Consider the following 25,409-nt stretch of genomic DNA (forward strand, 5'->3'; position numbering starts at 1 on the left):
ACGGGAAGCTCTCCCTTACGGTGCGCGGCGTGCGGTGCCGGTGCGGACGGTGACGCATGGGTCGCCCGTGTCTACTTGTTCTTCGCCGCGTCCTCGGCCTTCTTCTGGAGATCGCCGAGCACCTGCCGGGGGTTCTCCGTGACGGCCTTGCCGCCCGTCTTCTTCATCTCGGCGGAGACCACGTCCCAGGCCGGGTCGCCCAGCGGGTAGAACTTCGCGTTCGGCAGCTCCTCGAAGAAGGGCTCCAGGTCCTTGTGTTCGCCGCTGCTGCGCATCTGCTGGACGGCGTCCTCGGTGACCGGCGGGAAGTTGTACATCTCGTTGAACTTCAGCATCTTCTTCGAGTACGTGAAGTCGAGGAACTTCTTGATGGCGTCCTTCTTGCCGCCGTCCTTGAAGGCCATCATCCAGTCCGCCACGCCCAGCGTGGACTTCAGCGGGCCGTTCTTGCCGGGGATCGTGGCGACGCCGTAGTCGACCTTGCCGGCCTTGGCCATCTGCACCAGGGTCGGGTGCCCGTTGAGCATGCCGGCCTTGCCCGCGGCGAAGTCGGCGAAGGCGGTCTTGCGGTCGGTGGTGGCCGGGTTGGCGTAGGTCAGGCCGGGCTTCACCAGGTTGTCCTTCAGCCAGGTGAAGGTCTCGACGTTCTGCTTGCTGTCGAGGGTGTACGCGCCCTTCGCGTCGGTGAAGCCGCCGCCGTTGCCCAGCTCCCAGATCATCGTCTCGCCCTGGGTCTCCTCGGGCCCGAGCGGCAGCGCGTACGGGGTCTCGGCGGCCTTGGACTTCTTGATCTTCTCGGCGGCCTCGGCCACCTCGTCCCAGGTCTTCGGCGGCTCCTTGATGCCGGCCTTCTCGAACACGTCCTTGTTGTAGAACAGGACACGGGTCGAGGAGGTCCACGGGATGCCGTACTGGGTGCCGTCGACCTCGCCGGCCTTGTTGAAGGAGTCGACGATGTTGGCGCGCGTCTTGGCGGACGTCACCTCGTCCGCCTTGTAGAGCAGGTCGTCGGCGACCTTGTCGGCGTAGCCGCCGGTCTGGAGCAGGTCGGGCACGTTCCCGCTCTGGATCATCGTCTTGACCTGCTTGTCGATCTCGTTCCAGTTGATGACCTGGACGTCGACCTTGATGTCCTTGTGCTCCTTGCGGAAGTCCTTGACGACCTCCTGCCAGTAGAGCTTGGACGCGTTGGACTTCTTGTCGCCGTAGTCGGCGGCCACGAGCTTGAGGGTGTTCTTGTCCCCGGAGCCCCCGCTGTCCCCACCGCAGGCCGTCAGGCCCAGTGCCATGGTGAGCGCTGCGGCACCGGCCACGACTGCTCTTGTCTTCATCTCTGCTCAACCCTTCGACATCGGTGTCGACTTCTGCGACGGATGATCCCGGTTGTGCTGTGGCGCCGAGACTATCCAGGCACGACCCCCCGCAACAGGTCTAGCCCACTTTTCATCGCCGTTCCGAAATGCCCTGTAGGGCAAGGGACTTGGCCCGGCGCCGCAGCGGGTTCACAGGAGCGCACGGACCGCCGGCCCGGCACCGGAGGACGGCGCGGACGCCCGGCTGCGGACCCTCGCCGGGGCCGTTCCGGGTGTGCCCGGCGCCTCGGCCCCGCCGAGGCGCCGGGCGGGCCCCGGCCCTCCGGACCGCCGTCCTCGGCACGGCCTCCCCGCCCGCCGCGCCGCTCTCTCGCCGCGGGCCGCGGCAGCCGGGTCGTACAGCTCGTGCGGAATCGTGTCCCCGGGAACGGCGGTGGGGCGCGGCTCGGTTCGGGGTGGGACAGATGGACAGATATAGGCCACGCCCGACGGCCGGGCAAGATCGAGCGCACTGCCGCCCGGCATCTTTCCCGAGTTGAGACCTCGGCCCTCTCCCTCGGCCCCCTCCTCGGCCCTCTCCCTTCCTCCCCTCCTTCCCCAACTCCCCTGCCGATCCCTTGACACCGCATGGGAGCACCCGCGTTACTGGGCTCTGACATCTGACTGTGACAACGTTGTCGGCCCCTGCTGAGAGGTCCGTGTGCGCCACAGACACCTGCCCCGATCCAGACCGCCGGCCGGGCGGAGAGCCGCGAGCGCCACCCCGCCGTCCGCCCTCCGGCCGTCCCCGCGCCGACGCCCCCGCCGCGGCCCCGCGCTCCGCCGGCCGGCCGCCGTGCGCACCGCCGCCACGCTCGTTCTCGCCCTCCTCGCCACCACCGCGCTCCAGCAGTCCGCCTCCGCCGTGCCGGACCCCGGAACTCCGCAGCGCACCACCGGCTTCCACTCCTCCTTCGAGGACGACGACCCGGCACCGCACTGGCGCGACACGGTCGAGACCGGCCCCGACGGCGCGCCACGCGCCGACGGCGTCACCCGGCCCGGCACCGGGGCACCGGGCCTGTCCACCCGCGTCGGCGACGGACCCGAGAAGTCCCCCACCGCGAAGACCGGCGCCGGCTTCACCGGCCAGCACGCCCTGCGCTACGCCGGTGAACACACCGCCGACGGGCGGGGGTTCGCCTACAACAAGCTCTACGACGTCGACGTCACCGTCACCCGCGACACCGAGCTGTCCTACCGGCTCTTCCCCGAGATGACCGGCGACGACCGCTCCTACAGCGCCACGAACGTCGCCGTCGACCTCGCCTTCACCGACGGCACCTACCTCAGCGACCTCACCGCGCGGGACCAGCACGGCATCCGGCTCAACCCGCGCGCACAGGGCGACAGCAAGACGCTCTACGTCAACCAGTGGAACAACCAGCGGGCCCGGATCGGGGCCGTCGCCGAGGGCAGGACGATCGACCGCGTCCTCATCGGCTACGACGCGCCCCAGGGCAGCCCCGACGGCTCGTTCTCCGGCTGGCTCGACGATCTGCGCCTCGGGCCCGCACAGCGCGTCCAGCCGAAGAAGCACCTGTCCGACCATGTGCTCACCACCCGCGGCACCAACTCCAGCGGCGAGTTCTCCCGCGGCAACAACTTCCCCGCGACGGCGGTCCCGCACGGCTTCAACTTCTGGACGCCGGTGACCGACGCGGGCGCCAAGGACTGGCTGTACGAGTACGCGCGCAAGAACAACGACGACAACCTGCCCACGCTCCAGGGCTTCTCCGCCAGCCACGAGCCGAGCCCCTGGATGGGCGACCGGCAGACCTTCCAGGTGATGCCGTCCACCGCGCACGGCACCCCGGACGCCTCGCGCACGGCCCGCGCCCTGCCCTTCCGGCACTCCGACGAGACGGCACGCCCCCACCACTACGGCGTGACGTTCCGCAACAAGCTGCGCGCCGAGATCGCGCCCGCCGACCACGCGGCGATGATGCGGTTCACCTTCCCCGGGGACGACGCGAGCCTCATCTTCGACAACGTCGACGACAACGCGGGGCTCACCCTCGACACCCGGCGCGGCACCGTCAGCGGCTGGTCGGACGTCAAGAGCGGCCTGTCCACCGGCGCCACCCGGATGTTCGTCTACGCCGAGTTCGACCGGCCCGTCACCGGCGGCGGCAAGCTGGACGGCGGCGGCTCCGAGAACGCCGCGGGCTACCTCCGGTTCGACGGCGGCGCCGACCGCACCGTCTCCATGCGGATCGCCACCTCGCTGATCGGCGTCGACCAGGCGAAGGCCAACCTCCGCCAGGAGATCCCGCGTTCGGCCGGCTTCGACCGCGTCAAGGACCGCGCACAGGCGCAATGGGACGACATCCTGGACACCATCGAGGTCGAGGGCGCGACACAGGACCAGCTCACCACGCTGTACTCCAACCTGTACCGGCTGTATCTGTACCCCAACTCCGGGCACGAGAAGGTGGGTTCGCGCACCCGGTACGCCAGCCCGTTCTCCGAGGCCGTCAAGCCCGACACCCCCACCGAGACCGGCTCGAAGATCGTCGACGGTGAGGTCTACGTCAACAACGGCTTCTGGGACACCTACCGCACCACCTGGCCCGCCTACTCCTTCCTCACCCCGAAGCGCGCGGGCAAGCTCGTCGACGGCTTCGTCCAGCAGTACAAGGACGGCGGCTGGATCTCCCGCTGGTCCTCGCCCGGCTACGCCGACCTCATGACCGGCACCTCCTCCGACGTCGCGTTCGCCGACGCGTACGCCAAGGGCGTCGACTTCGACGTGGAAGCCGCCTACGAGGCGGCCGTCAAGAACGCCACCGTCGCCCCGCCCGACCCCGGCGTCGGCCGCAAGGGCATGAACACCTCCCCCTTCCTCGGCTACACCAGCACCGACACCAAGGAAGGCATGTCCTGGGCGCTGGAGGGCTACCTCAACGACTACGGCATCGGGCGCATGGGCCAGGCCCTCTACAAGAAGACGGGCGAGAAGCGGTACAAGGAGGAGTCCGCCTACTTCCTCCAGCGCGCCCAGGGCTACGTCCACCTCTTCGACAAGCGCGTCGGCTTCTTCCAGGGCAAGGACGCCCAGGGCGGCTGGCGCGTCTCCCCCGACGCCTACGAGCCGCGCGAATGGGGCCACGACTACACCGAGACCAACGCCTGGAACTTCGCGTTCACCGCGCCCCAGGACTCCCGCGGTCTCGCCAACCTCTACGGCGGGCGCAAGGGCCTGGCGAAGAAGCTCGACGCCTACTTCTCCACCCCGGAGACCGCGGAGGAGAAGTACGCCGGCTCCTACGGCGGCATCATCCACGAGATGACCGAGGCCCGTGACGTCCGGATGGGCATGTACGGGCACAGCAACCAGCCCGCACACCACATCGCCTACATGTACGACGCCGCGGGACAGCCCTGGAAGACCCAGGAGAAGGTCCGCGAGGCGCTCTCCCGGCTCTACCTCGGCAGCGAGATCGGCCAGGGGTACGCGGGCGACGAGGACAACGGCGAGATGTCCGCCTGGTACGTCTTCAGCGCGCTCGGCTTCTACCCGCTGGTCATGGGCTCGCCCGAGTACGCCGTGGGCTCCCCGCTGTTCACCAAGGCCACCGTCCACCTCGAAGGCGGCCGGGACCTGGTGATCAAGGCGCCCGAGAACAGCGCGAAGAACGTCTATGTGCAGGGCCTGAAGGTCGACGGCAAGAAGTGGAAGTCCACCGCGCTGCCGCACCGGCTGCTCGCCGAGGGCGGCACGCTGGAGTTCGACATGGGCCCCGAGCCGTCCTCCTGGGGCTCCGGCAAGCGGGCCGCGCCCTCGTCCCTCACCCGGGACGACAAGGTGCCCTCACCCCGGCGGGACGTCTCGGTGCCGGGTGACTCGCCGCTGCTCGACGACACCAGTGACACGGACGGCGACGCGGCCTCCGGCCCCGTCCCGGTGACCGACGGCGCCCGCGTCACCTCCTACACCCTCACCTCGTCCGCCAAGGAGAAGGCGCCCGACGGGTGGGTGCTCCAGGGCTCGCGCGGCGGGAAGTGGCACACCGTCGACCGCCGCTCCGGCGAGACCTTCCGCTGGGACAGACAGACCCGGGTGTTCGACCTTCCGCACCCGGGCACGTACGACCGCTACCGGCTCGTCCCCCGGGGCTCCGGCAAGCGCCTGGCCGAGTTCGAACTGCTCGGACGGCCCGGCCGGCGCTGAGCCGTCCGGTCCGCACCACCGGTACCGCCGCCGCCAGCGGCAGGGGGCCGGGGCACCCGCCCCGGCCCCCGTTCCCTTTCCCGGGGCCGTGCCCCTCCCGCTTCCCCGCTCCGTCCGCCGGACGGGGGCGCCGCCCCGACGAGGCGCCGGACGCGCTCGCGGGCCGCGCCGCGACCGGGCACGCGCGCGGCGCACGCGCGCCGACGCACGCACGGCCGGACGGTAGACGAGCGTTTTTCGACCCACCGTCCCGAATGCCCTTCGATATCCGTTGCCGCCCTGCAAACCTCCAGGGGGAATTGCCGATCCCTGCGGGCGCCGAACGGGCCCCGCGTGTACGCAGAGGGGCACCGATCATGGTCTACCTGCTCGGCCTGATCTCCGCCTGCTTCCTCGGACTGGGCTTCGTCCTGCAACAGGAGGCCGCGGCCCGGGCCCCGCTCTCGGAGATGCTGACCTTCCGGCTGCTGCTCGACCTGATGAAGGTGCCGCGCTGGCTGGGCGGCATCGGGTGCATGGTCGTCGGCCAGATCGTCAGCGCCGTCGCCCTCGTCAAGGGCGACGTGACCAAGGTCGAGCCGATGCTCGTCACCAATCTGCTCTTCGCCATGGCCCTGGCCCGCTGGCTCAGCGGCGAGCGGCTGGGCGGCACCGGCTGGGCCGGGGTGCTGCTGCTCAGCGGCGGCGTGGCCGCGTTCGTCGTGGCCGGGCAGCCGGAGGGCGGCGACGCACCGGTCGGCGCGTTCCGGCACTGGCTGGTGTTCGGCCTGGTCGCGGGCGTCGCGCTGGTCCTCGTGGTGATCGCACGCCATCTGCGCCTGGTGGAGGAGCCGCCGCTGCTGGCGGCCGCCGCCGGGGTGCTGTACGGGCTCCAGGACGCCCTCACCCGGGCCGTCGGCGAGATCCTGGACGAATCGGGGGTGACCGGGCTGCTGCTGACCTGGCAGCCGTACGCCATCGTCGCCCTCGCCGTCACCGGACTGCTGCTGGTCCAGAGCGCCTTCGAGGCGGGCCCGCTGCGGATGTCCCTGCCGTCACTGACCGCGGCCGAACCCATCGCGGGCATCGCCTGCGGCATCGGCTTCCTCGGCGACACGGTCCAGGTGACCCCCACCGCGCTGGCCTTCGAAGCGGCCGGGCTGGTCGCCGTCGTCGCCGGAGTGTTCCTGCTGGGCCGGCACCCGGCGATGCCGAGCGCGGAGAAGGAGGAGGAGATCGAGGGCGGGGACGGGGCCGGGGGCGGGCCCACGGAAGGGGGCGCCCCGGGGGACGGGGCCGGGCCCACGGCACGGGGCGGGCCCGGAGACGAGGCCGAGGGCCCCGGCGGTGGGCAGACCGGCGGACGGCCGGAGAGCTGAGCCCCCGGCGGCACATGCCGCCAGGCGGCGGGCCCGGACGCTGCACACCAGCGGCAGCCGTCCGCCGAGCCCCGGCAGCACATGGCACCACCGGGCGGGCGCGACCTCGCACACCGCGGCAGATGTCCGCCGAGTCCGGCAGCCCGGACCTCCACCCGGCGGGCCGGACCCTGCTCCCCGCACGGCAGGTGTCCGACGAGCGGGCGGAGCCGCCGCCGCCACCCGGCGGGCCCGGACCTTGCACACCCGCGTCACCAAGGACAAGGATGATCAGCCATGCCCACCAAGACACTGCACATCCCCACCCCGGACGGTCAGGCCGACGCCTTCGCGGTCCACCCCGACGACGGCTCGCAACACCCCGGTGTCCTGCTCTACATGGACGCCTTCGGCCTGCGCCCGGTGCTGGAGGAGATGGCCGGCGAACTGGCCCGGCACGGCTACTTCGTGCTCGTGCCCAACGTCTACTACCGGCACGCGCCGTCGCCGGTGCTCGACCTCCCCGAGCACATCGGAGAGGACGTCCGGTCCGGCATCATCGGCCGGCTGATGCCCCTGATCGAGGCGCACACCCCCGAACGGGTCCTGCGCGACGCCGACGCCTACCTCCGGTTCCTCACCTCGCTGCCCGAGGTGAGCGACGGACCGGTCGGCACGATCGGCTACTGCATGGGCGCCGTCCTGGCGATGCGCACCGCGGCGGCCCACCCCGACCAGGTCGCCGCCTGCGCGGGCTTCCACCCCGGCCCGCTGGTCACCGACGCACCCGACAGCCCGCACCGGCAGCTCTCCTCCCTCACCGCCGAGGTCCACATCGGCCTCGCCGAGCAGGACATGACCCCCGAGGCCCGCGCGGAGCTGGAGCAGGCCCTGGACGCCGCCGGGGTCGGCTACACCACCGAGGTCTACCCCGACACCGTGCACGGCTTCACCATGTCCGACACCGACGCCTTCGACCCGGCGGGCCACCAGCGCCACTGGGACCGCCTCCTCCCCCTCCTCGACCGCAACCTCACCACCGACTGAGCCTTCCGCGGCCGACAACCGGGCCCCGCCGAGAACGAACCGACCGAGCGTCGGCTCCGCCTCGGCGGGGCTTTCGTGTGTCACCGGCTCTCCGCGACGGCCACGCGCCCCGTCCGCAGCGAGGTCCGCTCCCGCGCCGGAGCGCCGAGTTCACGTGCGACGTCGAGCAGGCTGCTGTCCCGCACCACCCGCAGGCCGTGTGCCGCGAGCAGCGCGGCCATCCGCCGCGGTCTCCACAGCGAGCGCCACGGCTCGCCCGCGGTGACGGAGCTGCCGAGCACCCGGCTCAGCCGTCTGCCGGCGGCCGCTTTGAGGGACGGCGTCTGGTAGTTGACGACGAGCGCACTGCCCGGAGCGGTCCGTGCGGCGAGCGCGGCCAGCGTGGCGCACACCTCCTCGGGCGTGAGGTAGGGGACAACGCCCTCCCACAGCCAGGTAGTCGGCTCCACCGGGTCGTGCCCCGCGGCTTCCAACGCCGCGCCGAGGTCGTCGACGGCGAAGTCGACCGGGGTGAACCGAACGGAGCGGGCGAGCGCCGGCGGTCCCGCTGTCCCGTTGCCGTCCTCCTCGCGCCCGCGCACGGCGTCCGCGAGCCGGGCGCGCTTGTCCCGCTGCGAGGCCGGATGGTCGACCTCCCACACCGTGGTCCGTGCGAGTGCGGACAGCCGCCAGGCACGGGTGTCCAGACCGGCGCCGAGAATCACGAGCTGGCCCGTCGTCCGGGCACACAACGCTTCGTCGACGGCGACCGTCCGTGGCACGGCGATCTCGGCGCCGGCCCGCACGCTCTCGTACGTCATGCGCGCCCGCCAGCCCTCCGGAGGCGTGCCCGCACGTACGGCGTCCACCGGGTCGCGCTCGGCGGCGCGCAGCAGCCGTACGGCCATCGGGTCGACGAACCGGCCCTCGGCGGCCCTGCCGTCGCCGGCCGCCCGCCCTTGGCAGACCAGCACAGCGGTGCGGCTGGCCGCCGGTCTTCTCTCCGTCATGGCCAGCATCCAACACCGCGTAGGCCCCGGGCCCAAGGCTCACCGCGGCGCGCACGCACCGGCGGCCGGACCCTCCGGGACGCCGAGCGGTGGGCGGGAGGGCGTGGCATCCACCGCCGTCCCGGGATCCGCAGGGCATGGAATCGGCCATGGGCCGGGGCCGCCGAGCGGGCCGTTGGGGAGGCGGGCGGGGGCGGTGAGCAGCGGGGAGAGGGGGGTGGTGGGGTGTGCCGGGGCGGGTGGTGTACGGCGCGAAGTGGGGCTGGACAGCGGGGCGTTGGCGCGGGATAACGAGTCCATACCGTATGGGTCGACTGTATGCAATCCGGGTCGGCCGGGCCCCGGGAACGTCCGGGCCGGACCGGGCCGGACCGGGCCGGACCGGGTCGGGCCGGGTCGGACCGGGTCGGACCGAGCCCGGGTCAAGCCGGGCCGGACCGGGCCGGGGCACCGGCGAGCAGTGCACAAGGCATCGGCGAGCACGGTGGGTCAGCCGTGCACCGCCGCGACGGCGAGCACAACACACAGGCACGACACGCAAGCACAGGCACGACACGCAAGCACACACACCACACGCACCACACGCACCACACGCAGGCACAGCACCCGCACAACGCGCAGGCACGACGCGGTCGCAGCGCGGAGACAACGCGCAGGCGCAGTGCAGGCACGGCGCAGGCGCGGTGTCGGTGTGGGTGGACGGTCGGTACGTCACGCGCACGGCAAGGGAAGGAGTACGTCCCGTATGCCCGAGGAAGACAGCGCATCCGAGGTGGGTTCCGCTCCGGTCTCCGGTGGCCATCTGGTGGCCGCGGCACTCAAGGCCGAGGGGGTGGAGGTCGTCTACACGCTGTGCGGCGGCCACATCATCGACATCTACGACGGCTGTGCGGACGAGGGGATCTCCGTCGTCGACGTCCGTCACGAGCAGGTGGCCGCGCACGCGGCCGACGCGTACGCGCGGCTGACGGGGCGGCCCGGCTGCGCGGTCGTGACGGCGGGGCCCGGAACGACGGACGCGGTGACGGGGGTCGCGAACGCGTTCCGGGCCGAGTCGCCGATGCTGCTGATCGGCGGTCAAGGCGCCCGTGCACAGCACAAGATGGGCTCGCTCCAGGATCTGCCGCACGTGGAGATGATGACGCCGATCACCAAGTTCGCGGCGACGGTGCCGGACACGTCCCGGGTCGCGGACATGGTCTCGATGGCGTTCCGGGAGTGCCGGCACGGCGCCCCGGGCCCCTCGTTCCTGGAGATCCCGCGCGATGTGCTCGACGCCGAGGTGCCGCGGGAGCAGGCGCGGGTGCCGGCGGCCGGGCGCTACCGGGCCTCCACCCGCCAGGCCGGTGATCCGGCGGACGTGGAGCGGCTGGCCGCGCTGTTGACGGCGGCGGAGCGGCCGGCGGTGCTGTTCGGCTCGCAGGTGTGGACGACGCGGGCGACGGAGGCGGCCCGGGAGCTGGTGCGGGAGCTGGAGGTGCCGGCCTATCTGAACGGGGCGGGCCGGGGCACGCTGCCGCCCGGGGACCCGCACCACTTCCAGCTGTCGCGCCGGCACGCGTTCTCCCGTGCCGACGTCATCGTCATCGTGGGCACGCCGTTCGACTTCCGGATGGGCTACGGCAAGCGGCTGTCGCCGGACGCGACGGTCGTCCAGATCGATCTGGACTACCGGACGGTCGGCAAGAACCGGGACGTGGATCTGGGCATCGTCGGCTCGGCCGACCTGGTGCTGGCCGCCGTCACCGAGGCAGCCTCCGGCCGGGCGCGGGGCGAGCGGACGGCGCGCAAGGCGTGGCTGGAGGAGCTGCGGGCCGTCGAGGAGAAGGCCCTGGCGAAGCGGGCCCCGCTGCTGCTGTCGGACGCCGAGCCGATCCATCCGTACCGGCTGGTGCACGAGATCAACGAATTCCTCACCCCGGACTCGCTGTTCATCGGCGACGGCGGGGACGTCGTCACCTTCTCCGGCCAGGTCGTGCAGCCGCGTTCGCCGGGCCACTGGATGGATCCGGGGCCGCTGGGGACGCTGGGCGTCGGGGTGCCGTTCGTGCTGGCGGCCAAGCAGGCGTGCCCGGACAAGGAGGTCGTGGCGCTGTTCGGGGACGGCGCCTTCTCGCTGACGGGCTGGGACTTCGAGACGCTGGTGCGCTACGACCTGCCGTTCGTCGGCATCGTCGGCAACAACTCCTCGATGAACCAGATCCGTTACGGCCAGCGCGCCAAGTACGGCCCGGAGCGGGAGCGGCTGGGCAACACGCTGGGCGATGTGCCCTACGACGCGTTCGCGCGGATGCTCGGCGGGCACGGCGAGGAGGTCCGCGATCCGGCGCAGATCGGTCCGGCGCTGCGGCGGGCCCGGGAGTCGGGCAAGCCGTCCCTGGTCAATGTGTGGATCGATCCGGACGCGTACGCCCCCGGAACCATGAACCAGACCATGTACAAGTGACCGGCGCGGCCGGTGTACGGCGATACGAGGTGATCGCGTGAGCGGCAAGGCACTGGACGGTGTGCGCGTCCTGGACATGACCCATGTGCAGTCGGGCCCGTCCGCGACCCAGCTGCTGGCCTGGCTGGGCGCGGATGTGCTCAAGCTGGAGGCGCCGGGCGGCGACGTGACCCGCGGGCAGCTGCGGGATCTGCCCGGGGTGGATTCGCTCTACTTCACGATGCTCAACTGCAACAAGCGGAGCATCACCCTCAACACCAAGACGGAGCGCGGCAAGGAGCTGCTCACGGAGCTGATCCGGCGCAGCGATGTGCTGGTGGAGAACTTCGGCCCGGGCGCGCTGGACCGGATGGGCTTCCCCTGGGAGCACATCCGCGAGCTGAATCCGCGGCTGGTGTACGCCTCGATCAAGGGGTTCGGGGAGGGCCCGTACCAGGACTTCAAGGCGTACGAGGTGATTGCGCAGGCCATGGGCGGCTCCATGGCCACCACGGGCACCGAGGACGGCCCGCCGCTGGCGACGGGTGCGCAGATCGGCGACTCGGGCTCCGGAGTGCATACAGTCGTCGGCATACTGGCGGCCCTGCACCAGCGGCACCGCACGGGCCGGGGCCAGCGGGTGCGGGTGGCGATGCAGCACGCGGTGCTCAATCTGTGCCGGGTCAAGCTGCGGGACCAACAGCGGCTGGCGCACGGCCCGTTGCGCGAGTACCCGGGCCAGGCCGAGGGCGACGAGCGGCCCGAGGAGGTGCCGCGTTCGGCGAACGCCTCGGGCGGTGGGCAGCCCGGCTGGGCCGTCCGCTGTGCGCCGGGCGGCCCGAACGACTACGTGTACGTGATCGTGCAGCCCGCCTCGTGGGCGCCGCTGTGTGCGCTGATGGGCCGCCCCGAGCTGGCCGAGGACCCGGAGTGGGCGACGCCGCAGGCCCGGCTGCCCAAGCTGGACGCGCTGTTCCGGATGGTCGAGGAGTGGTCCGGCGGGCTGCCCAAGTGGCAGGTGCTGGAGGCGCTGAACGCGCACAACATCCCCTGCGGGCCGATCCTGTCCACGAAGGAGATCATCGAGGACGCCTCGCTGGCCGACGACGGCATGATCGTCGAGGTCGGCCATCCCACCCGGGGCAGCTTCCGGACCGTCGGTTCGCCGGTGAAGCTGTCCGACTCCCCCGTCGACGTCACCTCCTCCCCGCTGCTCGGCGAGCACAACGCGGAGGTGTACGCCGGTGAACTCGGCCTGGGCGAGGACGAGTTGAAGTCGCTCCAGAAGGAAGGCGTGATCTGACGTGTCCGGTGACGGTGTCGAGGGAGTCGACGGCGGTGTGCCCGGGGGCCGCGAGGCGGCCCGGGAGCGGGTGCGGGGACTGTTCGCGGCGGTGCGTGCCGAGGGGCGCGCGGTCCTCACCGCGACGGAGGCCGAGCAGGTCGCCGCCGCCTACGGGATCCCCACTCCCGCGCAGGCGCTCGCGGGGGACGCGGACGAGGCGGTGGAGCTGGCGGAGGGCATCGGGTACCCGGTGGTGCTCAAGGTCGTCTCGCCGGACGTGGTGCACAAGACGGACGCCGGCGGCGTGGTCGCCGGGGTCACCGGGGCGGACGGTGTGCGTGCGGCACACGCGCGGGTGCTGGCGGCCGTGCGGGAGCACGCACCCGCGGCGCGGATCGAGGGCGTGCAGGTGCAGCGGATGGTGCCGGGCGGTGTGGAGGTGCTGATCGGCGCGGTGACCGATCCGACGTTCGGCAAGGTGGTGGCGTTCGGCCTCGGCGGCGTCCTGGTCGAGGCGCTCGGCGATCTCACCTTCCGGCTGGCGCCGGTCACGCCGGACGAGGCGGGCTCCATGCTGGACTCGGTGCGCGCGGCCGAGGTGCTGCGCGGGGTGCGCGGCGCGGCGCCGCCGGACCGGGCCGCGCTCCGCGAACTGATCGTGGCCGTCTCGGAGTTGGCGGCCGACTTCCCCGAGCTGGCCGAGATCGACCTCAATCCCGTCTTCGCCGCGCCGGACGGCGCCACGGCCGCCGATGTGCGCCTGCTGCTGGGCGAGCCCGCCGGGCGCACGGCGCCGGTGCACACGCCGGAGGAGATCCTCGCCTCGATGCGGCGGCTGATGGAGCCCCGTTCGGTGGCGGTCGTCGGGGCGTCCGACCAGCCGGGGAAGATCGGCAACTCGGTGCTGCGCAATCTGGTGGACGGCGGCTTCGAGGGAGAGATCCACCCCGTCAACCCGAAGGCCGGGCAGGTGCTGGACCGCAAGGCGTACGCTTCGGTGTGCGACGTGCCCGCCGAGATCGATGTGGCGGTCTTCGCGATACCGGCGGCCCTGGTGCCCGCCGCGCTGGAGGAGGCGGGCCGCAAGGGCGTGCCGAACGCGGTGCTCATCCCCTCGGGGTTCGCGGAGACCGGCGAGGTGGAGCTCCAGGAGCGGACCGTGGAGATCGCCCGGCGGCACGGCATCCGCCTGCTGGGCCCCAACATCTACGGCTACTACGCGCCCTGGCAGAAGCTGTGCGCGACCTTCTGCACGCCCTACGACGTGCCCGGCGGTGTCGCGCTCACCTCGCAGTCCGGCGGGATCGGGATGGCCGTCCTCGGCTACGCGCGCTCGACGGGCACCGGCGTCTCCGCGATCGTCGGCCTCGGCAACAAGTCCGACGTGGACGAGGACGATCTGCTCACCTGGTTCGCGCAGGACGCGCACACCCGCTGTGTGGCCATGCACATCGAGGACCTCAAGGACGGCCGGGCCTTCGTCCGCGCCGCACGCGAGACCGTCCGCCGCAAGCCCGTCGTCGTCCTCAAGGCCGGGCGCACCGCCGCCGGTTCGCGCGCGGCCGGCTCGCACACCGGCGCGCTCGCGGGCGACGACGCCGTCTACGACGACGTGCTGCGCCAGGCCGGGGTGATCCGCGCTCCCGGGCTGCACGAGATGCTGGAGTACGCGCGGGCCCTGCCGGTTCTGCCGGCGCCGCGCGGCGAGAACGTCGTCGTGATCACCGGGGCCGGTGGCTCGGGGGTGCTGCTGTCGGACGCCCTGGTCGAGGCCGGGCTGTCGCTGATGGAGATGCCCGACGATCTCGACGCGGCCTTCCGGGCGCTCATCCCGCCCTTCGGCGCGGCCGGCAACCCGGTGGACATCACGGGCGGGGAGCCGCCGGCGACCTACGAGGCGGCCATCCGGCTCGGCCTGGAGGACGACCGTGTCCACGCCCTCGTCCTCGGCTACTGGCACACCGTCGTCACGCCGCCGATGGTCTTCGCCGAGCTGACCTCCCGCGTCGTCGCCGAGGCCCGCGGGCGCGGCATCGACAAGCCCGTCGTCGCCTCGCTGGCCGGGGACACCGAGGTCGAGCGGGCCTGCGCCCACCTGTTCGAGAACGGGATCGCCGCCTATCCCTACACCACCGAGAAGCCGGCGGCCGTGCTCGGTGCGAAGTACCGCTGGGCACGGGCCGCCGGCCTGCTGCCCTGATGCCGCCGGTACCGCCGCGCCCGCCGCCCGACCGGCGGCGCCCCCTGCGGCGGCGGCCTCTCCACGAAGGAGGAACGGATGGCACAACCTCCCGACACCTCACCGGGCGCCACGGCCCCGGGCTATCGCGAACTGACCGACCGCAACGGCCGGGTGTACCGGATCGGGGAGACGGACCGGGAGATCCTCGGCCACTCCCGGAAGATCATGGTGTATCTGCCGTGGCTGGCCATGATGGCCATCAGCGTGTCCGAGTACGCCTACGGCTCGGCGGAGGACACCCTCTCCGAGGCCCACCACTGGACGCAGAGCGACACCTTCTGGATCCTCAGCGTCTGGGTCTTCTTCCAGGCCGGTATCGCCTTCCCCGCCGGCTGGTTACGCGAGCGCGGGCTGCTCACCGCGCGCAACGCCATGTATCTGGGCTCGGCCCTGGCGCTGGTGGGCTTCCTCGCGCTCTCGCACTCCGCCGATGTGCTGCTGGCGATCCTGGGGTTCGGTGTGCTGGGCGGGATCGGCTCCGGGCTCATCTACGCCACCTGCATCAACAGCGTGGGCAAGTGGTTCCCCGAACGCCGGGGCGGCAAGACCGGGTTCGTCAACGGCGGCTTCGCGTACGGCGCCGTCCCCTTCATCTTCCTGTTCAACTACGCCTTCGACACGAGCAACTTCCAGCCCGTGCTGGACGCGATCGGGGTGTACGTGCTGGCCGTCGTCGCCGTCTGCGCGTGGTTCTTCCGCGATCCGCCGAAGAACTGGTGGCCGCACGACCACGATCCGCTGGGCCGGGCGGCGCCCGCCCGCCGGGGTGCGGCGGCGGCGCTGGAGAAGAACCCTCCGGCGACCCGGCAGTACTCGCCCATGGAGGCGATGCGCACCGGCATGCTGCCGCTGATGTGGCTGCTGGTGGTGATGACCGCGGGCGTCTCGATCTTCGGTATCTCCTTCCAGGTGCCGTTCGCGAAGGAGGTCGGCTTCGGGCCGATGGTCGCCGCCTCGTCGATGGGCATCATGTCCGTGATCAACGGCGTGGGCCGCGGCTGCATCGGCTGGCTCTCGGACCGCTGGGGCCGCAAGCCCACCCTGATCTTCGTGATCGTCGTGCTCGGCCTGGCCCAGTTCGGTGTGCTGTGGGCGGGCACGATCCGCAACCAACTGCTCTTCCTGGTCTTCGCGTTCATCTCCGGCTTCGGCAGCGGCGCCTTCTACCCGATGTTCGCGGCGCTCACCCCCGACTACTTCGGGGAGAACCACAACGCCACCAACTACGGCATCGCCTACAGCGGCAAGCTGGTCAGCGGGCTGTTCGGCGGGGGCCTGGGCGCGACGGCCGTGGACGCCTGGGGGTACAAGGGCGCCTATCTGCTGGCGGGCGGCATCTCGCTGCTGGCCGCCGTGCTGGCGCTGGGGCTGCACCGGCCCGGTGCCCGGCGGTTGAAGGACATCGTGCCCAACCACCATGCGGCGGGCCGGGAGATGGCGTGATCCTCGCCGGCCCGGGGTGTGCGGCCGGGCAGGGCCGCGCACCCTCCCGGCGGGGCTCCCGCCCACCGGGGAACCCCCTTGCGAGCAGGCTGCATAAAAGTACGCTTCCCCGCATGAAGATCCAGCCGGTTCCCTTCGACCACCCCGACGCGGTCGCCCTCAACGACCGTGTACAGCGCGAGTACGCCGAACGGTACGGGGACGAGGGCGACATCACGCCCCTCTCCCCCGCCATGTTCCGCCCGCCGTACGGCCTCTACCTCCTCGTCCACGCGCCCGACGGCACCCCCGTCGCCACCGGCGGCTGGCGCGGCCGGGACGAGGACGAGGAGGGGTACGCGGACGGCGACGCCGAGATCAAGCGGATGTACGTCGTCCCCGAGGCGCGGGGGCGCGGGCTCTCCCGGCGTGTGCTGGCCGCGCTGGAGGACGACGCCCGGGCGGCCGGCCGCACCCGGATGGTCCTGGAGACGGGCGACCGTCAGCCCGAGGCGATCTCCCTCTACACCTCCTGCGGCTACGAGCCCTGCCCGGGCTTCGGCGTCTACCGCCACGCCCCCGCCAGCCGCTTCTTCGCCAAGCCGCTGCGGGTGCCCGCGCAGGGCTCCGCCTCGTTGGCCTCCTGATCCGCCCCGAGCAGCGCCGGAAGCGGTACCGGCGCCGGTCCGCCCCGGCGCCGGGCCCGGCTCAGCGCTCCTCGCGGTCGTGGTAGGTGTGCCGGGTGTACTCGGTGTGGGCGCGCATCACACGGCCCGCCTCGGCCGCGTCCCCGGCGGCGACGGCCGCGATCAACTGCCGGTGCTCCTCCCAGGAATGGGCCCCGCGCTGCCGCGCCACCGGGCGGTAGTACCAGCGCACCCGGCGGTCCACCTGCGCCGACAGCTCGGCCAGCACCGCGTTGCCGGCCAGCTCCATGACCTTCGCGTGGAAGGCCGCGTTGGCGTCGACGACGGCGTCGATCTCGTCCCGTGCGACGGCGGCCTCGCCGTGCTCGCACAGCTCCTCCAGCGCCGCGACGCCCTCGTCACCCGCGTGTTCGGCGGCCAGACGGGCCGCCTCGGCCTCCAGCAGGGTGCGCACCGACAGCAGCTGATCGGCCTCCTCCTCGGAGGGCTCGTGCACGAACGCGCCCTGTGCGGGCCGCAGATCGACCCAGCCGTCGGTGGCCAGCCGCTGAAGCGCCTCCCGCACGGGCTGCCGGGACACCCCCAGCCGGTCCGCCAGCTCGCTCTCCACGAGGTGCTGCCCCGGGCGCAGTTGGCGGGTGGTGATCAGCCCCAGCAGGGCCTCGTGCACCCGCTCGCGCAGCGGGCCGGGCCGCTCCAGCCGCGGTACGGCACCCCGCGGCAGCTCCGACAGCGACATCGCGCACCCCGTCTCCCGGCCCCTCGGCCGTACGCGTCGACGACGGTCGTCCATTGTCTACAGTCTACGGAAACCCGGCGGCGCGGTCTGCCGCTCGGCCACGGCCGACTTCCCTGCCCCGCCGGGGCGTTCGCACACCCGCCGGCCGGAAGGTGCCGCGGACGCGACGTGGCCGCATCCCGCGCGGGGATGCGGCCACGTCTGCCGGGTGGGCGGTGCGCCCCGGCCGGATGGTGCGTCAGTCGCGGATCAGCGAGCGCAGCACGTACTGCAAGATGCCGCCGTTGCGGTAGTAGTCCGCCTCGCCGGGGGTGTCGATCCGGACGACGGCGTCGAACTCGACACCGGTGTCCGTGGTGACCTTCACCGTGGCCGGCGTACGGCCCTCGTTCAGCTCGGTCACGCCGGCGATGGAGAAGGTCTCCTCACCGGTCAGACCCAGGCTCTCGGCCGAGGCGCCCTCGGGGAACTGGAGCGGCAGGACGCCCATGCCGATCAGGTTCGAGCGGTGGATGCGCTCGTAGGACTCGGCGATGACGGCGCGCACACCCAGCAGCCGGGTGCCCTTGGCCGCCCAGTCGCGCGAGGAGCCGGAGCCGTACTCCTTGCCGGCGAGCACGACCAGCGGGATGTCCTGCGCCTGGTAGTTCTGCGAGGCGTCGTAGATGAACGAGACCGGGCCGCCCTCCTGCGTGAAGTCACGCGTGTAGCCGCCCTCGGTGCCCGGCGCGATCTGGTTGCGCAGCCGGATGTTGGCGAAGGTGCCGCGGATCATGACCTCGTGGTTGCCGCGGCGCGAGCCGTAGCTGTTGAAGTCGCGCCGGGCCACGCCGTGCTCGGTCAGGTACTTGCCCGCGGGGGTGTCGGCCTTGATCGCACCGGCCGGGGAGATGTGGTCGGTGGTGACCGAGTCGCCCAGCTTGGCCAGCACCCGGGCGCCGGAGATGTCGGTGACCTGGGCCGGCTCCATGCCCATGCCCTCGAAGTACGGGGGCTTGCGCACATAGGTGGACTCGGCGTCCCACTCGAAGGTGTTGCCGGTGGGCACCGGGAGGGCCTGCCACTGGGCGTCGCCGGCGAAGACGTCGGCGTAGTCCTTGGTGAACATCTCCTGGCCGATGGCCGAGGCGACGACCTCCTCGATCTCCTGCTCGGAGGGCCACAGGTCCTTCAGGTAGACGGGGTTGCCGTCCTGGTCGGTGCCCAGGGCCTCGGTGGTGATGTCCACCTTCATCGAGCCGGCGATGGCGTAGGCGACCACCAGCGGCGGGGACGCCAGGTAGTTCATCTTGACGTCGGGGTTGATCCGGCCCTCGAAGTTGCGGTTGCCGGACAGCACGGCGGCGACGGCGAGGTCGTTGTCGTTGACCGCCTGGGAGACCTCCTCCGGCAGCGGCCCCGAGTTGCCGATGCAGGTGGTGCAGCCGTAGCCGACGAGGTTGAAGCCCAGCTTGTCGAGGTACGGCGTCAGGCCCGCGCGGTCGTAGTAGTCCATGACGACCTGGGAGCCGGGGGCCAGCGTGGTCTTGACCCAGGGCTTGCGGGTGAGGCCCTTCTCCACCGCCTTCTTGGCCAGCAGGGCGGCGCCGACCATGACGTACGGGTTGGAGGTGTTGGTGCAGGAGGTGATGGCCGCGACGACGACCGCGCCGTGGTCGATCTCGTACGTCTTCCCGTCCGGGCCGACGACCTGGCTGGGCTTGGTGGGCACACCGTTGGAGACGGCCGGGGCGTCCGAGGCCGGGAAGGACTCCTTGCTGGCCTCGTCCGCGTCCACCTCGTCGGAGACGTAGTCGCGCACGTCGATGCCGAACTTCTGCTTGGCGTCGGAGAGCGCGATGCGGTCCTGCGGGCGCTTCGGGCCGGCGATCGAGGGGACGACCGTGGCCAGGTCCAGCTCCAGGTACTCGCTGTAGACGGGCTCGTGGGCGGCGTCGTGCCACAGGCCCTGTTCCTTGGCGTACGCCTCGACGAGCGCGAGCTGGTCCTCGGTGCGCCCGGTGAGCTTGAGGTAGTTGAGGGTCTCCTGGTCGATCGGGAAGATCGCCGCGGTGGAGCCGAACTCCGGCGACATGTTGCCGATCGTGGCGCGGTTGGCCAGCGGCACGGCGCCGACGCCCTCGCCGTAGAACTCCACGAACTTGCCGACCACACCGTGGTTGCGCAGCATCTCGGTGATGGTGAGCACCAGGTCGGTGGCGGTGGTGCCGGTGGGCAGCTCACCGGTGAGCTTGAAGCCGACGACGCGCGGGATCAGCATCGAGACGGGCTGGCCGAGCATCGCGGCCTCGGCCTCGATGCCGCCGACGCCCCAGCCGAGCACACCGAGGCCGTTGACCATCGTGGTGTGCGAGTCGGTGCCGACGAGGGTGTCCGGGTACGCCTGGCCGTTGCGGACCATGACGGTGCGCGCCAGGTGCTCGATGTTCACCTGGTGGACGATGCCGGTGCCGGGCGGGACGACCTTGAACTCGTCGAACGCGGTCTGGCCCCAGCGCAGGAACTGGTAGCGCTCGCGGTTGCGGCCGTACTCCAGCTCGACGTTCTGGCTGAAGGCGTTCGGGGTGCCGAACTTGTCCGCGATCACCGAGTGGTCGATGACCAGCTCGGCGGGCGCCAGCGGGTTGATCTTCGCCGGGTCGCCGCCCAGCTCCTTGACGGCCTCGCGCATGGTGGCGAGGTCCACCACGCAGGGCACACCGGTGAAGTCCTGCATGATCACGCGGGCCGGCGTGAACTGGATCTCCTGGCTGGGCTGGGCGTTCGGGTCCCAGTTGCCCAGCGCCCGGATGTGGTCGGCGGTGATGTTCGCGCCGTCCTCGGTGCGCAGCAGGTTCTCCAGCAGGACCTTCAGGCTGTACGGCAGCCGGGCCGAGCCCTCCACTGTGTCCAGCTTGAAGATTTCGTACGACTCGTCGCCCACCTGCAGCGTGCTGCGGGCGTCGAAGCTGTTCGCCGACACGACAGTCTCCTTCAGTGCCTTGAGTGCATCGGCCGCCGGTGCGCTATGGTGGGCAAGCCACCAAGTTAGGTAAGCCTTACCAAGGCCCTCCCGGACCCCGCCTGCCCTGCGACAGCGACCGCCGACGTTTCCGTCGCCAGTTATCTCGATGTCGAGATAACACTAGTACACCAGGCCGGACCGGTCATGCGCTGACCCCTGGGTGCTGATCTCTCTCAACGAAGTTTGAGCGATTCTCATCGAAGGTTGAGTGACTGCTGGGTTTCTCATCGAAGTTCGAGTGATCGCTTGGGTCTGGCTGTCTGGGGGGGACGGTGGGGGAAGCGTTACGCGCGTACGGTGATCCCGTACTCAGCGCCTTCGAACTGGGCTTCGTCGATGGCGGGCGCCACTGTCGGGCCGCTTTGGGCACCGCGTGGACCATGCGGTTCGAGCATGCTCCGCCCGTGCGGGACTATCGCTGGAACAGGGGCGACCGCAGTTTCCCGGGCTGGTACTACGCCGCGACGACCGGCGGTCACGTGGGGTACGAGTCGTGGCTGGAGCGGGACCGGCTGATCCTGCTGGACTTCGATCCGGACGTGGTGGGGATCGCCTCACAGCCGTTCTGGCTGCACTGGCGCGATGGCGAAGAGCAGCGGCGGCACGCGCCGGACTACTTCGTGCGGCTGGCCGACGGCGGGGCCCGGGTGGTCGATGTCTGCGCCGAGGCCCAGGTCGACGAGCGGACCGCAGCGAACGCCGACGCGACCGGGCGGGCCTGTTCGGCGGTCGGCTGGGACTTTGTGCACGCCGGCGTCCCGGATCCGGTGTTCATGGCGAATCTGCGGTGGCTGGCCCGCTACCGGCACCAGCGGTGCGGCCGGGAGGCGGATGTCGCCGGGCGCCTTGCAGAGGTCTTCCGGCAACCTCGCCCTCTGCGGGCGGGAGCCGAGGAGACCGGGGACGTGCTGCGGGTCCTGCCGGTGTTGTTCCATCTGCTGTGGACCGGGGCACTGAGAGCTGATCTGGGCGGGGCCCTGCTGGACAGTGGCACCGTCGTGCACACCGCGGACGGGGCCGCCGGGACGCCCGGGCAGGCGGACCAGGGTGCCTGCGGTCTGCCGCCCCGGCCCAGGCCCGGCACACGCGGCGAGAGGAGCCAGATGCGCAGGCTGTCGAGGCCGGCTGCGATCGGGGTGGGCGAACGGGTGCGGTTCGCCGGGCAGGTGCGGGCGGTGCTCGCGGTGTCCGCCCAGGCGGTGCTGCTTGCCGAGGAGGACGGCCCACCGCGGGAAGTACCGCTGGCGATGCTGCTGGGCGATGAGAACTTCGAGGTGATCAGCAGCCCGGAACGGCAGCCGCTGCCGTCGGTGTCGCTGCTGGAGGCCCTACCGGAACGCGCGCGGGAGAAGGCTCTGTGGTGGGAGGGCCACATCCTGGAGGTCCTGCGTGGTGTCGGTCCCGCTGCGGGCGAGGATGCCCCGCCGCGGCCCGAGTACGACCCGGCCCGCCATTCGCTGACCGCACGCGAGCGGGCCAAGGCGGCCGAACTGACCGCTGCCGGCCACCGGGTCACCGCAGGCACGGTCGGCAACTTCCGCCGTCGTTACCAGGCCGAGGGGCTGCTGGGGCTCGCCGACCGGCGCCCGGTGCGCAAGAGGCCGCAGTTCGGGATGGTCGACGACGCGGTGGTCGAGGCCATGCGGCAGGCGATCAGGGAGGGAGTCGATGCCTCCACCCGCACCGGGACCTATCTGATCTGGCGGACCGGCGAGATCCTGCGGGAGAAGGGCGAGACGGCCCGGATGCCGTCGCAGTCGACGCTCTACCGGCTGCTGGCCAAGCTGTCGCAGGGCAACTCCGTATCGAAAACGGCCCGCAACCGCCGTTCACGGGCTCACGGCGCGAAGGCGCCTTACGGTCAGTGGACGGTGTTCGCGCCGGGCGAGGTGGTGCAGATCGACTCCACGCCGCTGGATGTGCTGGTCCGGCTGGACGACGGAGTGGTGGGCAAGGTCGAGCTCACCGGCATGATCGATGTCGCGACCAGGACCGTGACCGCGGCGGTGCTGCGGCCGAGCACGAAGGCCGTCGATGCGAGCGTGCTGCTGGCCCGCACGGTCACCCCCGAGCAGATGCGGCCGGGCTGGGTGGACGCCCTGCGGATGTCGCGCTCGGTGCTGCCGCACCGCCGGCTGCTGGAGCTCGACGAGCAGTTGGAGCATGCGGCGGCGAAGCCGGTGATCGTGCCGGAGATGATCGTCTGCGATCACGGGAAGGCGTTCATCTCCCGCAACTTCAAGGCGTCCTGCGACTTCCTTGAGATCGAGTTCCAGCCCACGCACAAGGGGGCCCCGTTCCAGAAGGGGCACGTGGAGAAGATGCTGGACTCCGTCGGCACGCTCTTCGCGCAGTTCGTCGCCGGCTATACCGGCCGCAGCGCCGAGCACCGTGGCCGGGAGCTGGACAAGCAGCCCTTGTGGTCCCTGCCTCAGTTGCAGGAGCTTCTGGAGGAATGGCTTGTCGCGACGTGGCAGAACCGTGAACACGACGGTCTGCGCGACCCGTTGCAGCCGGGCCGGTCGTTCACGCCGAACGAGAAGTACGCCGCCCTCATCGAGGCCTGCGGCTACGTTCCGGTCGCGCTCAGCGCCGAGGACTACATCGAACTGCTGCCGGCGACCTGGCGGGCCGTGAACGACTACGGCATCAAGATCAAGCGCCGCACCTACGACGGCCCGGGCCTGATCCGCCGTCAGCACTCCGGTGTCGCGGCAAAGAAGGGCTTGTGGGAGGTGCACCACGACCCCTACGACATCTCCCGGGTCTGGGTGCGCAATCACCACGGCGACGGCGAATGGCTCGAGGCCACCTGGAAGCATCTGCGGCACACGCCGGTGCCCTTCGGTGAGCTGGCCTGGGACCATGCGGCCAAGGGCCTGCCCGAGGGCACCGAGGATCGCTCAGGCCGCTGCCGACCTGCTCACCCGCGCGCACGCAGGACCCGGCGAAGCGGAGACGAAGCCGAAGAAGGGTACCCGCCGGGACAGGCGGGTGGCCGCCCGCACCAAGGCTGCCCCGCCCGTGGTGACACCCCCGCCGGCCCCGCCGCCCGCAGCGGAAGCCGAACCTCCCGCGCCTGGGGAGAAGGAGGAAGAAGCGCTGGCCGAGGTGATCCCGCTGGGCACGTTCGACCCGCTTGCCGATCCCTGGAAGAACCGATGACACAACCGCACGGCCTGCTCAGCCCTTCCGACGACGGCCTGGAGGAGCCGGACCGTCACCTGACGACCCTGCCCGGCTGGCGGGCCTTCGTCACGGACCAGTCCGTCGCCTGCGACCTGCTGGGTGAGGCGGAGCGCGAGAAGCTGTCTGCGGCCGAGCTCGTCCGCTACGACGAGGACCGGGTCGATCACCACACCCGGCTGCTGATCGTGGCGACTTCGGCCATCCAGCACACGGTCACCACCGGGCGGCGTCTGGTGCTGCTGAACCGGCACGCGGTCAGCGCCCGGCGCGGGCTGATCGTCTCCGGCCCGGCCGGCACGGGCAAGACCACCGCGATCACCCAGCTCGGGCGTGCGCACGAGCTCCTTGACCGGGCCCGCCATCCCGGCGTGAGCGACCGCATCCCGGTCGTCTACATCACCGTCCCGCCCGCCGCGACCGCCCGGATGGTGGCTGTGGAGTTCGCCCGCTTCCTCGGGCTTCCCGTCCGCACCCGTTCGAACATCACCGACGTGCTGGAGTCGGTCTGCGGGGTGCTGACGGACGCCCGGGTGGGCCTGGTCCTGGTCGATGAGCTGCACAACATATCGCTTGCGACCAGGACCGGAGCCGAGGTCGCCGACACGTTGAAGTACTTCTCCGAGCGTATCCCGGCGACCTTCGTCTATGCCGGGATCAACGTCGAGCGTGAGGGCCTGTTCGACGGCACCCGCGGTCAGCAGATCGCCGGACGCTTCGCTTTGATCCCCACCGCGCCGCTGCCCTACAACTTGGAGTGGCAGGGCCTGGTCGCCGCCCTGGAGAACTCCCTGCGCCTTCACCGCCACACTCCCGGCAGCCTCACCGGTCTGGACCGCTACCTTCACGACCGCACGGGCGGCATGATCGGCTCGCTCTCCCATCTGATCCGCGGCGCCGCCCTGGACGCGATCCTGACCGGCAGCGAAGAGATCACCAAGGGGGGCCTGGAGGCGATCCCTCTCGACCACAGTTCCGATTCCTGACCGGCCGGACTGAAAGAGCACGCACGATGCCGACCAGGCGCGCCCAGGCGCAGTCTCTGTCTCCGCTGCCGCTGCGGGTGCGTCCGCACCTGGGCGAGAGCACCGAGAACTACATCCGGCGCCTGGCCCGGGCCAACCATCTGAGGCCCAGCACCCTGCACAGCGTGGCCTGCGGCCCGCCGAACTGGACCGGCAAACCGCGTCTGGAGCGGCTTGCCGTCCTCACCGGCCGTCCTGCCGGGCACCTCGAACGGGCCCTGATCGACGGGTTGGTCCCCCGCCGGCGCACGACGGTCACGGGCCGGTACGCGAATCCGCCCGAGGGCACCTACCTGCTTTACCGCGCGATCCGCCGGGACGCCGAGAGGGGTCTGTCCCTGCGACGGCTTGCCGAGCGGCACGGCGTCAGCCGGTGTGTCGTCCGCCGGGCGCTGACCGCGTCGCTTCCCCTGGCCCGTCAGCGGACCGGCCCCTCCCGCACGGCACCTGTCATCGACTCGGTCCGCCACCTGGTGGACCCGATGATCAGCAGCGGCATGCGCGTGGCGGACATCTGGAGGGCGCTGATGGACGA

Annotated in this window: 14 protein-coding genes and 1 pseudogene; 11 read left to right on the plus strand and 4 right to left on the minus strand. The window is 71.5% G+C overall.

The genetic code is table 11. The annotated features are described in order from the left end of the window. Positions 1-71: 71 nt before the first annotated feature. On the minus strand, positions 72-1,331 hold the full coding sequence (locus SCA03_RS29965; RefSeq protein WP_030893745.1) for an extracellular solute-binding protein: 1,260 nt from the start codon (positions 1,329-1,331) through the stop codon (positions 72-74). An 817-nt stretch (positions 1,332-2,148) separates the two neighbouring features. On the opposite strand from SCA03_RS29965, the gene SCA03_RS29970 reads away from it, so the two are divergent. The 3 genes from SCA03_RS29970 (at position 2,149) to SCA03_RS29980 (ending at position 7,910) form a co-directional block, all read left to right on the plus strand. Beyond that, on the plus strand, positions 2,149-5,526 hold the full coding sequence (locus tag SCA03_RS29970) for a GH92 family glycosyl hydrolase (RefSeq protein WP_230989004.1): 3,378 nt from the start codon (positions 2,149-2,151) through the stop codon (positions 5,524-5,526). A 356-nt stretch (positions 5,527-5,882) separates the two neighbouring features. Beyond that, positions 5,883-6,884 carry a DMT family transporter gene (locus SCA03_RS29975; RefSeq protein WP_170223862.1) on the plus strand — a complete coding sequence of 334 codons (1,002 nt, stop codon included), beginning with the start codon at positions 5,883-5,885 and terminating at the stop codon, positions 6,882-6,884. Positions 6,885-7,160: 276 nt separating this feature from the next. Further along, complete coding sequence (locus SCA03_RS29980) at positions 7,161-7,910, plus strand: dienelactone hydrolase family protein (RefSeq protein ID WP_030893740.1); 750 nt, start codon at positions 7,161-7,163, stop codon at positions 7,908-7,910. A gap of 80 nt (positions 7,911-7,990) precedes the next feature. On the opposite strand, the gene SCA03_RS29985 is transcribed toward SCA03_RS29980, so the two are convergent. Continuing rightward, a complete protein-coding gene (locus SCA03_RS29985) occupies positions 7,991-8,899 on the minus strand; it encodes a class I SAM-dependent methyltransferase (RefSeq protein ID WP_141275762.1) in 909 nt (302 codons plus the stop codon). Between the two features lie 745 nt (positions 8,900-9,644). Between SCA03_RS29985 and SCA03_RS29990 the strand changes: the two genes are divergently transcribed. The 5 genes from SCA03_RS29990 to SCA03_RS30010 all read left to right on the plus strand — a co-directional run bounded on the left by SCA03_RS29990 (position 9,645) and on the right by SCA03_RS30010 (position 16,920). Next, positions 9,645-11,345: a thiamine pyrophosphate-binding protein gene (locus tag SCA03_RS29990; RefSeq protein ID WP_030893736.1), complete on the plus strand. Its 1,701-nt coding sequence runs from the start codon at positions 9,645-9,647 to the stop codon at positions 11,343-11,345. A gap of 37 nt (positions 11,346-11,382) precedes the next feature. Next, entirely contained in the window at positions 11,383-12,627 is a 1,245-nt protein-coding gene (gene frc, locus SCA03_RS29995; RefSeq protein WP_086814823.1) for a formyl-CoA transferase, read from the plus strand. A 37-nt stretch (positions 12,628-12,664) separates the two neighbouring features. Further along, on the plus strand, positions 12,665-14,809 hold the full coding sequence (locus tag SCA03_RS30000; RefSeq protein ID WP_086814833.1) for an acetate--CoA ligase family protein: 2,145 nt from the start codon (positions 12,665-12,667) through the stop codon (positions 14,807-14,809). A 78-nt stretch (positions 14,810-14,887) separates the two neighbouring features. Next, a complete protein-coding gene (locus tag SCA03_RS30005; RefSeq protein ID WP_030893733.1) occupies positions 14,888-16,294 on the plus strand; it encodes an OFA family MFS transporter in 1,407 nt (468 codons plus the stop codon). Positions 16,295-16,407: 113 nt separating this feature from the next. Further along, positions 16,408-16,920, plus strand: a complete 513-nt coding sequence (locus SCA03_RS30010) for a GNAT family N-acetyltransferase (protein ID WP_086814824.1) — start codon at positions 16,408-16,410, stop codon at positions 16,918-16,920. A gap of 61 nt (positions 16,921-16,981) precedes the next feature. Here SCA03_RS30010 and SCA03_RS30015 read toward each other — a convergent pair whose 3' ends face one another. Then, positions 16,982-17,659: a GntR family transcriptional regulator gene (locus tag SCA03_RS30015; RefSeq protein ID WP_030893731.1), complete on the minus strand. Its 678-nt coding sequence runs from the start codon at positions 17,657-17,659 to the stop codon at positions 16,982-16,984. Between the two features lie 238 nt (positions 17,660-17,897). Next, a complete protein-coding gene (acnA, locus tag SCA03_RS30020) occupies positions 17,898-20,621 on the minus strand; it encodes an aconitate hydratase AcnA (RefSeq protein WP_030879260.1) in 2,724 nt (907 codons plus the stop codon). Positions 20,622-21,043: 422 nt separating this feature from the next. Here acnA and SCA03_RS37445 point away from each other — a divergent pair. The 3 genes and pseudogenes from SCA03_RS37445 to SCA03_RS30040 all read left to right on the plus strand — a co-directional run. Next, a pseudogene (locus SCA03_RS37445) lies at positions 21,044-22,966 on the plus strand (TnsA-like heteromeric transposase endonuclease subunit); the annotation flags it as partial. Between the two features lie 858 nt (positions 22,967-23,824). Further along, entirely contained in the window at positions 23,825-24,835 is a 1,011-nt protein-coding gene (locus SCA03_RS30035) for a TniB family NTP-binding protein (RefSeq protein ID WP_086814825.1), read from the plus strand. Positions 24,836-24,861: 26 nt separating this feature from the next. Then, the coding region (locus SCA03_RS30040) for a TniQ family protein (RefSeq protein ID WP_218037782.1) at positions 24,862-25,409 on the plus strand (548 nt) is incomplete at its 3' end.

The organism is Streptomyces cacaoi, assembly GCF_006539165.1.
Lineage (GTDB): Bacteria > Actinomycetota > Actinomycetes > Streptomycetales > Streptomycetaceae > Streptomyces > Streptomyces cacaoi.

Bases quoted from the DNA above. Each gene is read 5' to 3' on its own strand.
- SCA03_RS29965 (WP_030893745.1), bottom strand. From the start codon at position 1,331: ATGAAGACAAGAGCAGTCGTGGCCGGTGCCGCAGCGCTCACCATGGCA.
- SCA03_RS29975 (WP_170223862.1), top strand. From the start codon at position 5,883: ATGGTCTACCTGCTCGGCCTGATCTCCGCCTGCTTCCTCGGACTGGGC.
- SCA03_RS29980 (WP_030893740.1), top strand. From the start codon at position 7,161: ATGCCCACCAAGACACTGCACATCCCCACCCCGGACGGTCAGGCCGAC.
- SCA03_RS29985 (WP_141275762.1), bottom strand. From the start codon at position 8,899: ATGACGGAGAGAAGACCGGCGGCCAGCCGCACCGCTGTGCTGGTCTGC.
- SCA03_RS29990 (WP_030893736.1), top strand. From the start codon at position 9,645: ATGCCCGAGGAAGACAGCGCATCCGAGGTGGGTTCCGCTCCGGTCTCC.
- SCA03_RS30005 (WP_030893733.1), top strand. From the start codon at position 14,888: ATGGCACAACCTCCCGACACCTCACCGGGCGCCACGGCCCCGGGCTAT.
- SCA03_RS30010 (WP_086814824.1), top strand. From the start codon at position 16,408: ATGAAGATCCAGCCGGTTCCCTTCGACCACCCCGACGCGGTCGCCCTC.
- SCA03_RS30015 (WP_030893731.1), bottom strand. From the start codon at position 17,659: ATGTCGCTGTCGGAGCTGCCGCGGGGTGCCGTACCGCGGCTGGAGCGG.
- SCA03_RS30035 (WP_086814825.1), top strand. From the start codon at position 23,825: ATGACACAACCGCACGGCCTGCTCAGCCCTTCCGACGACGGCCTGGAG.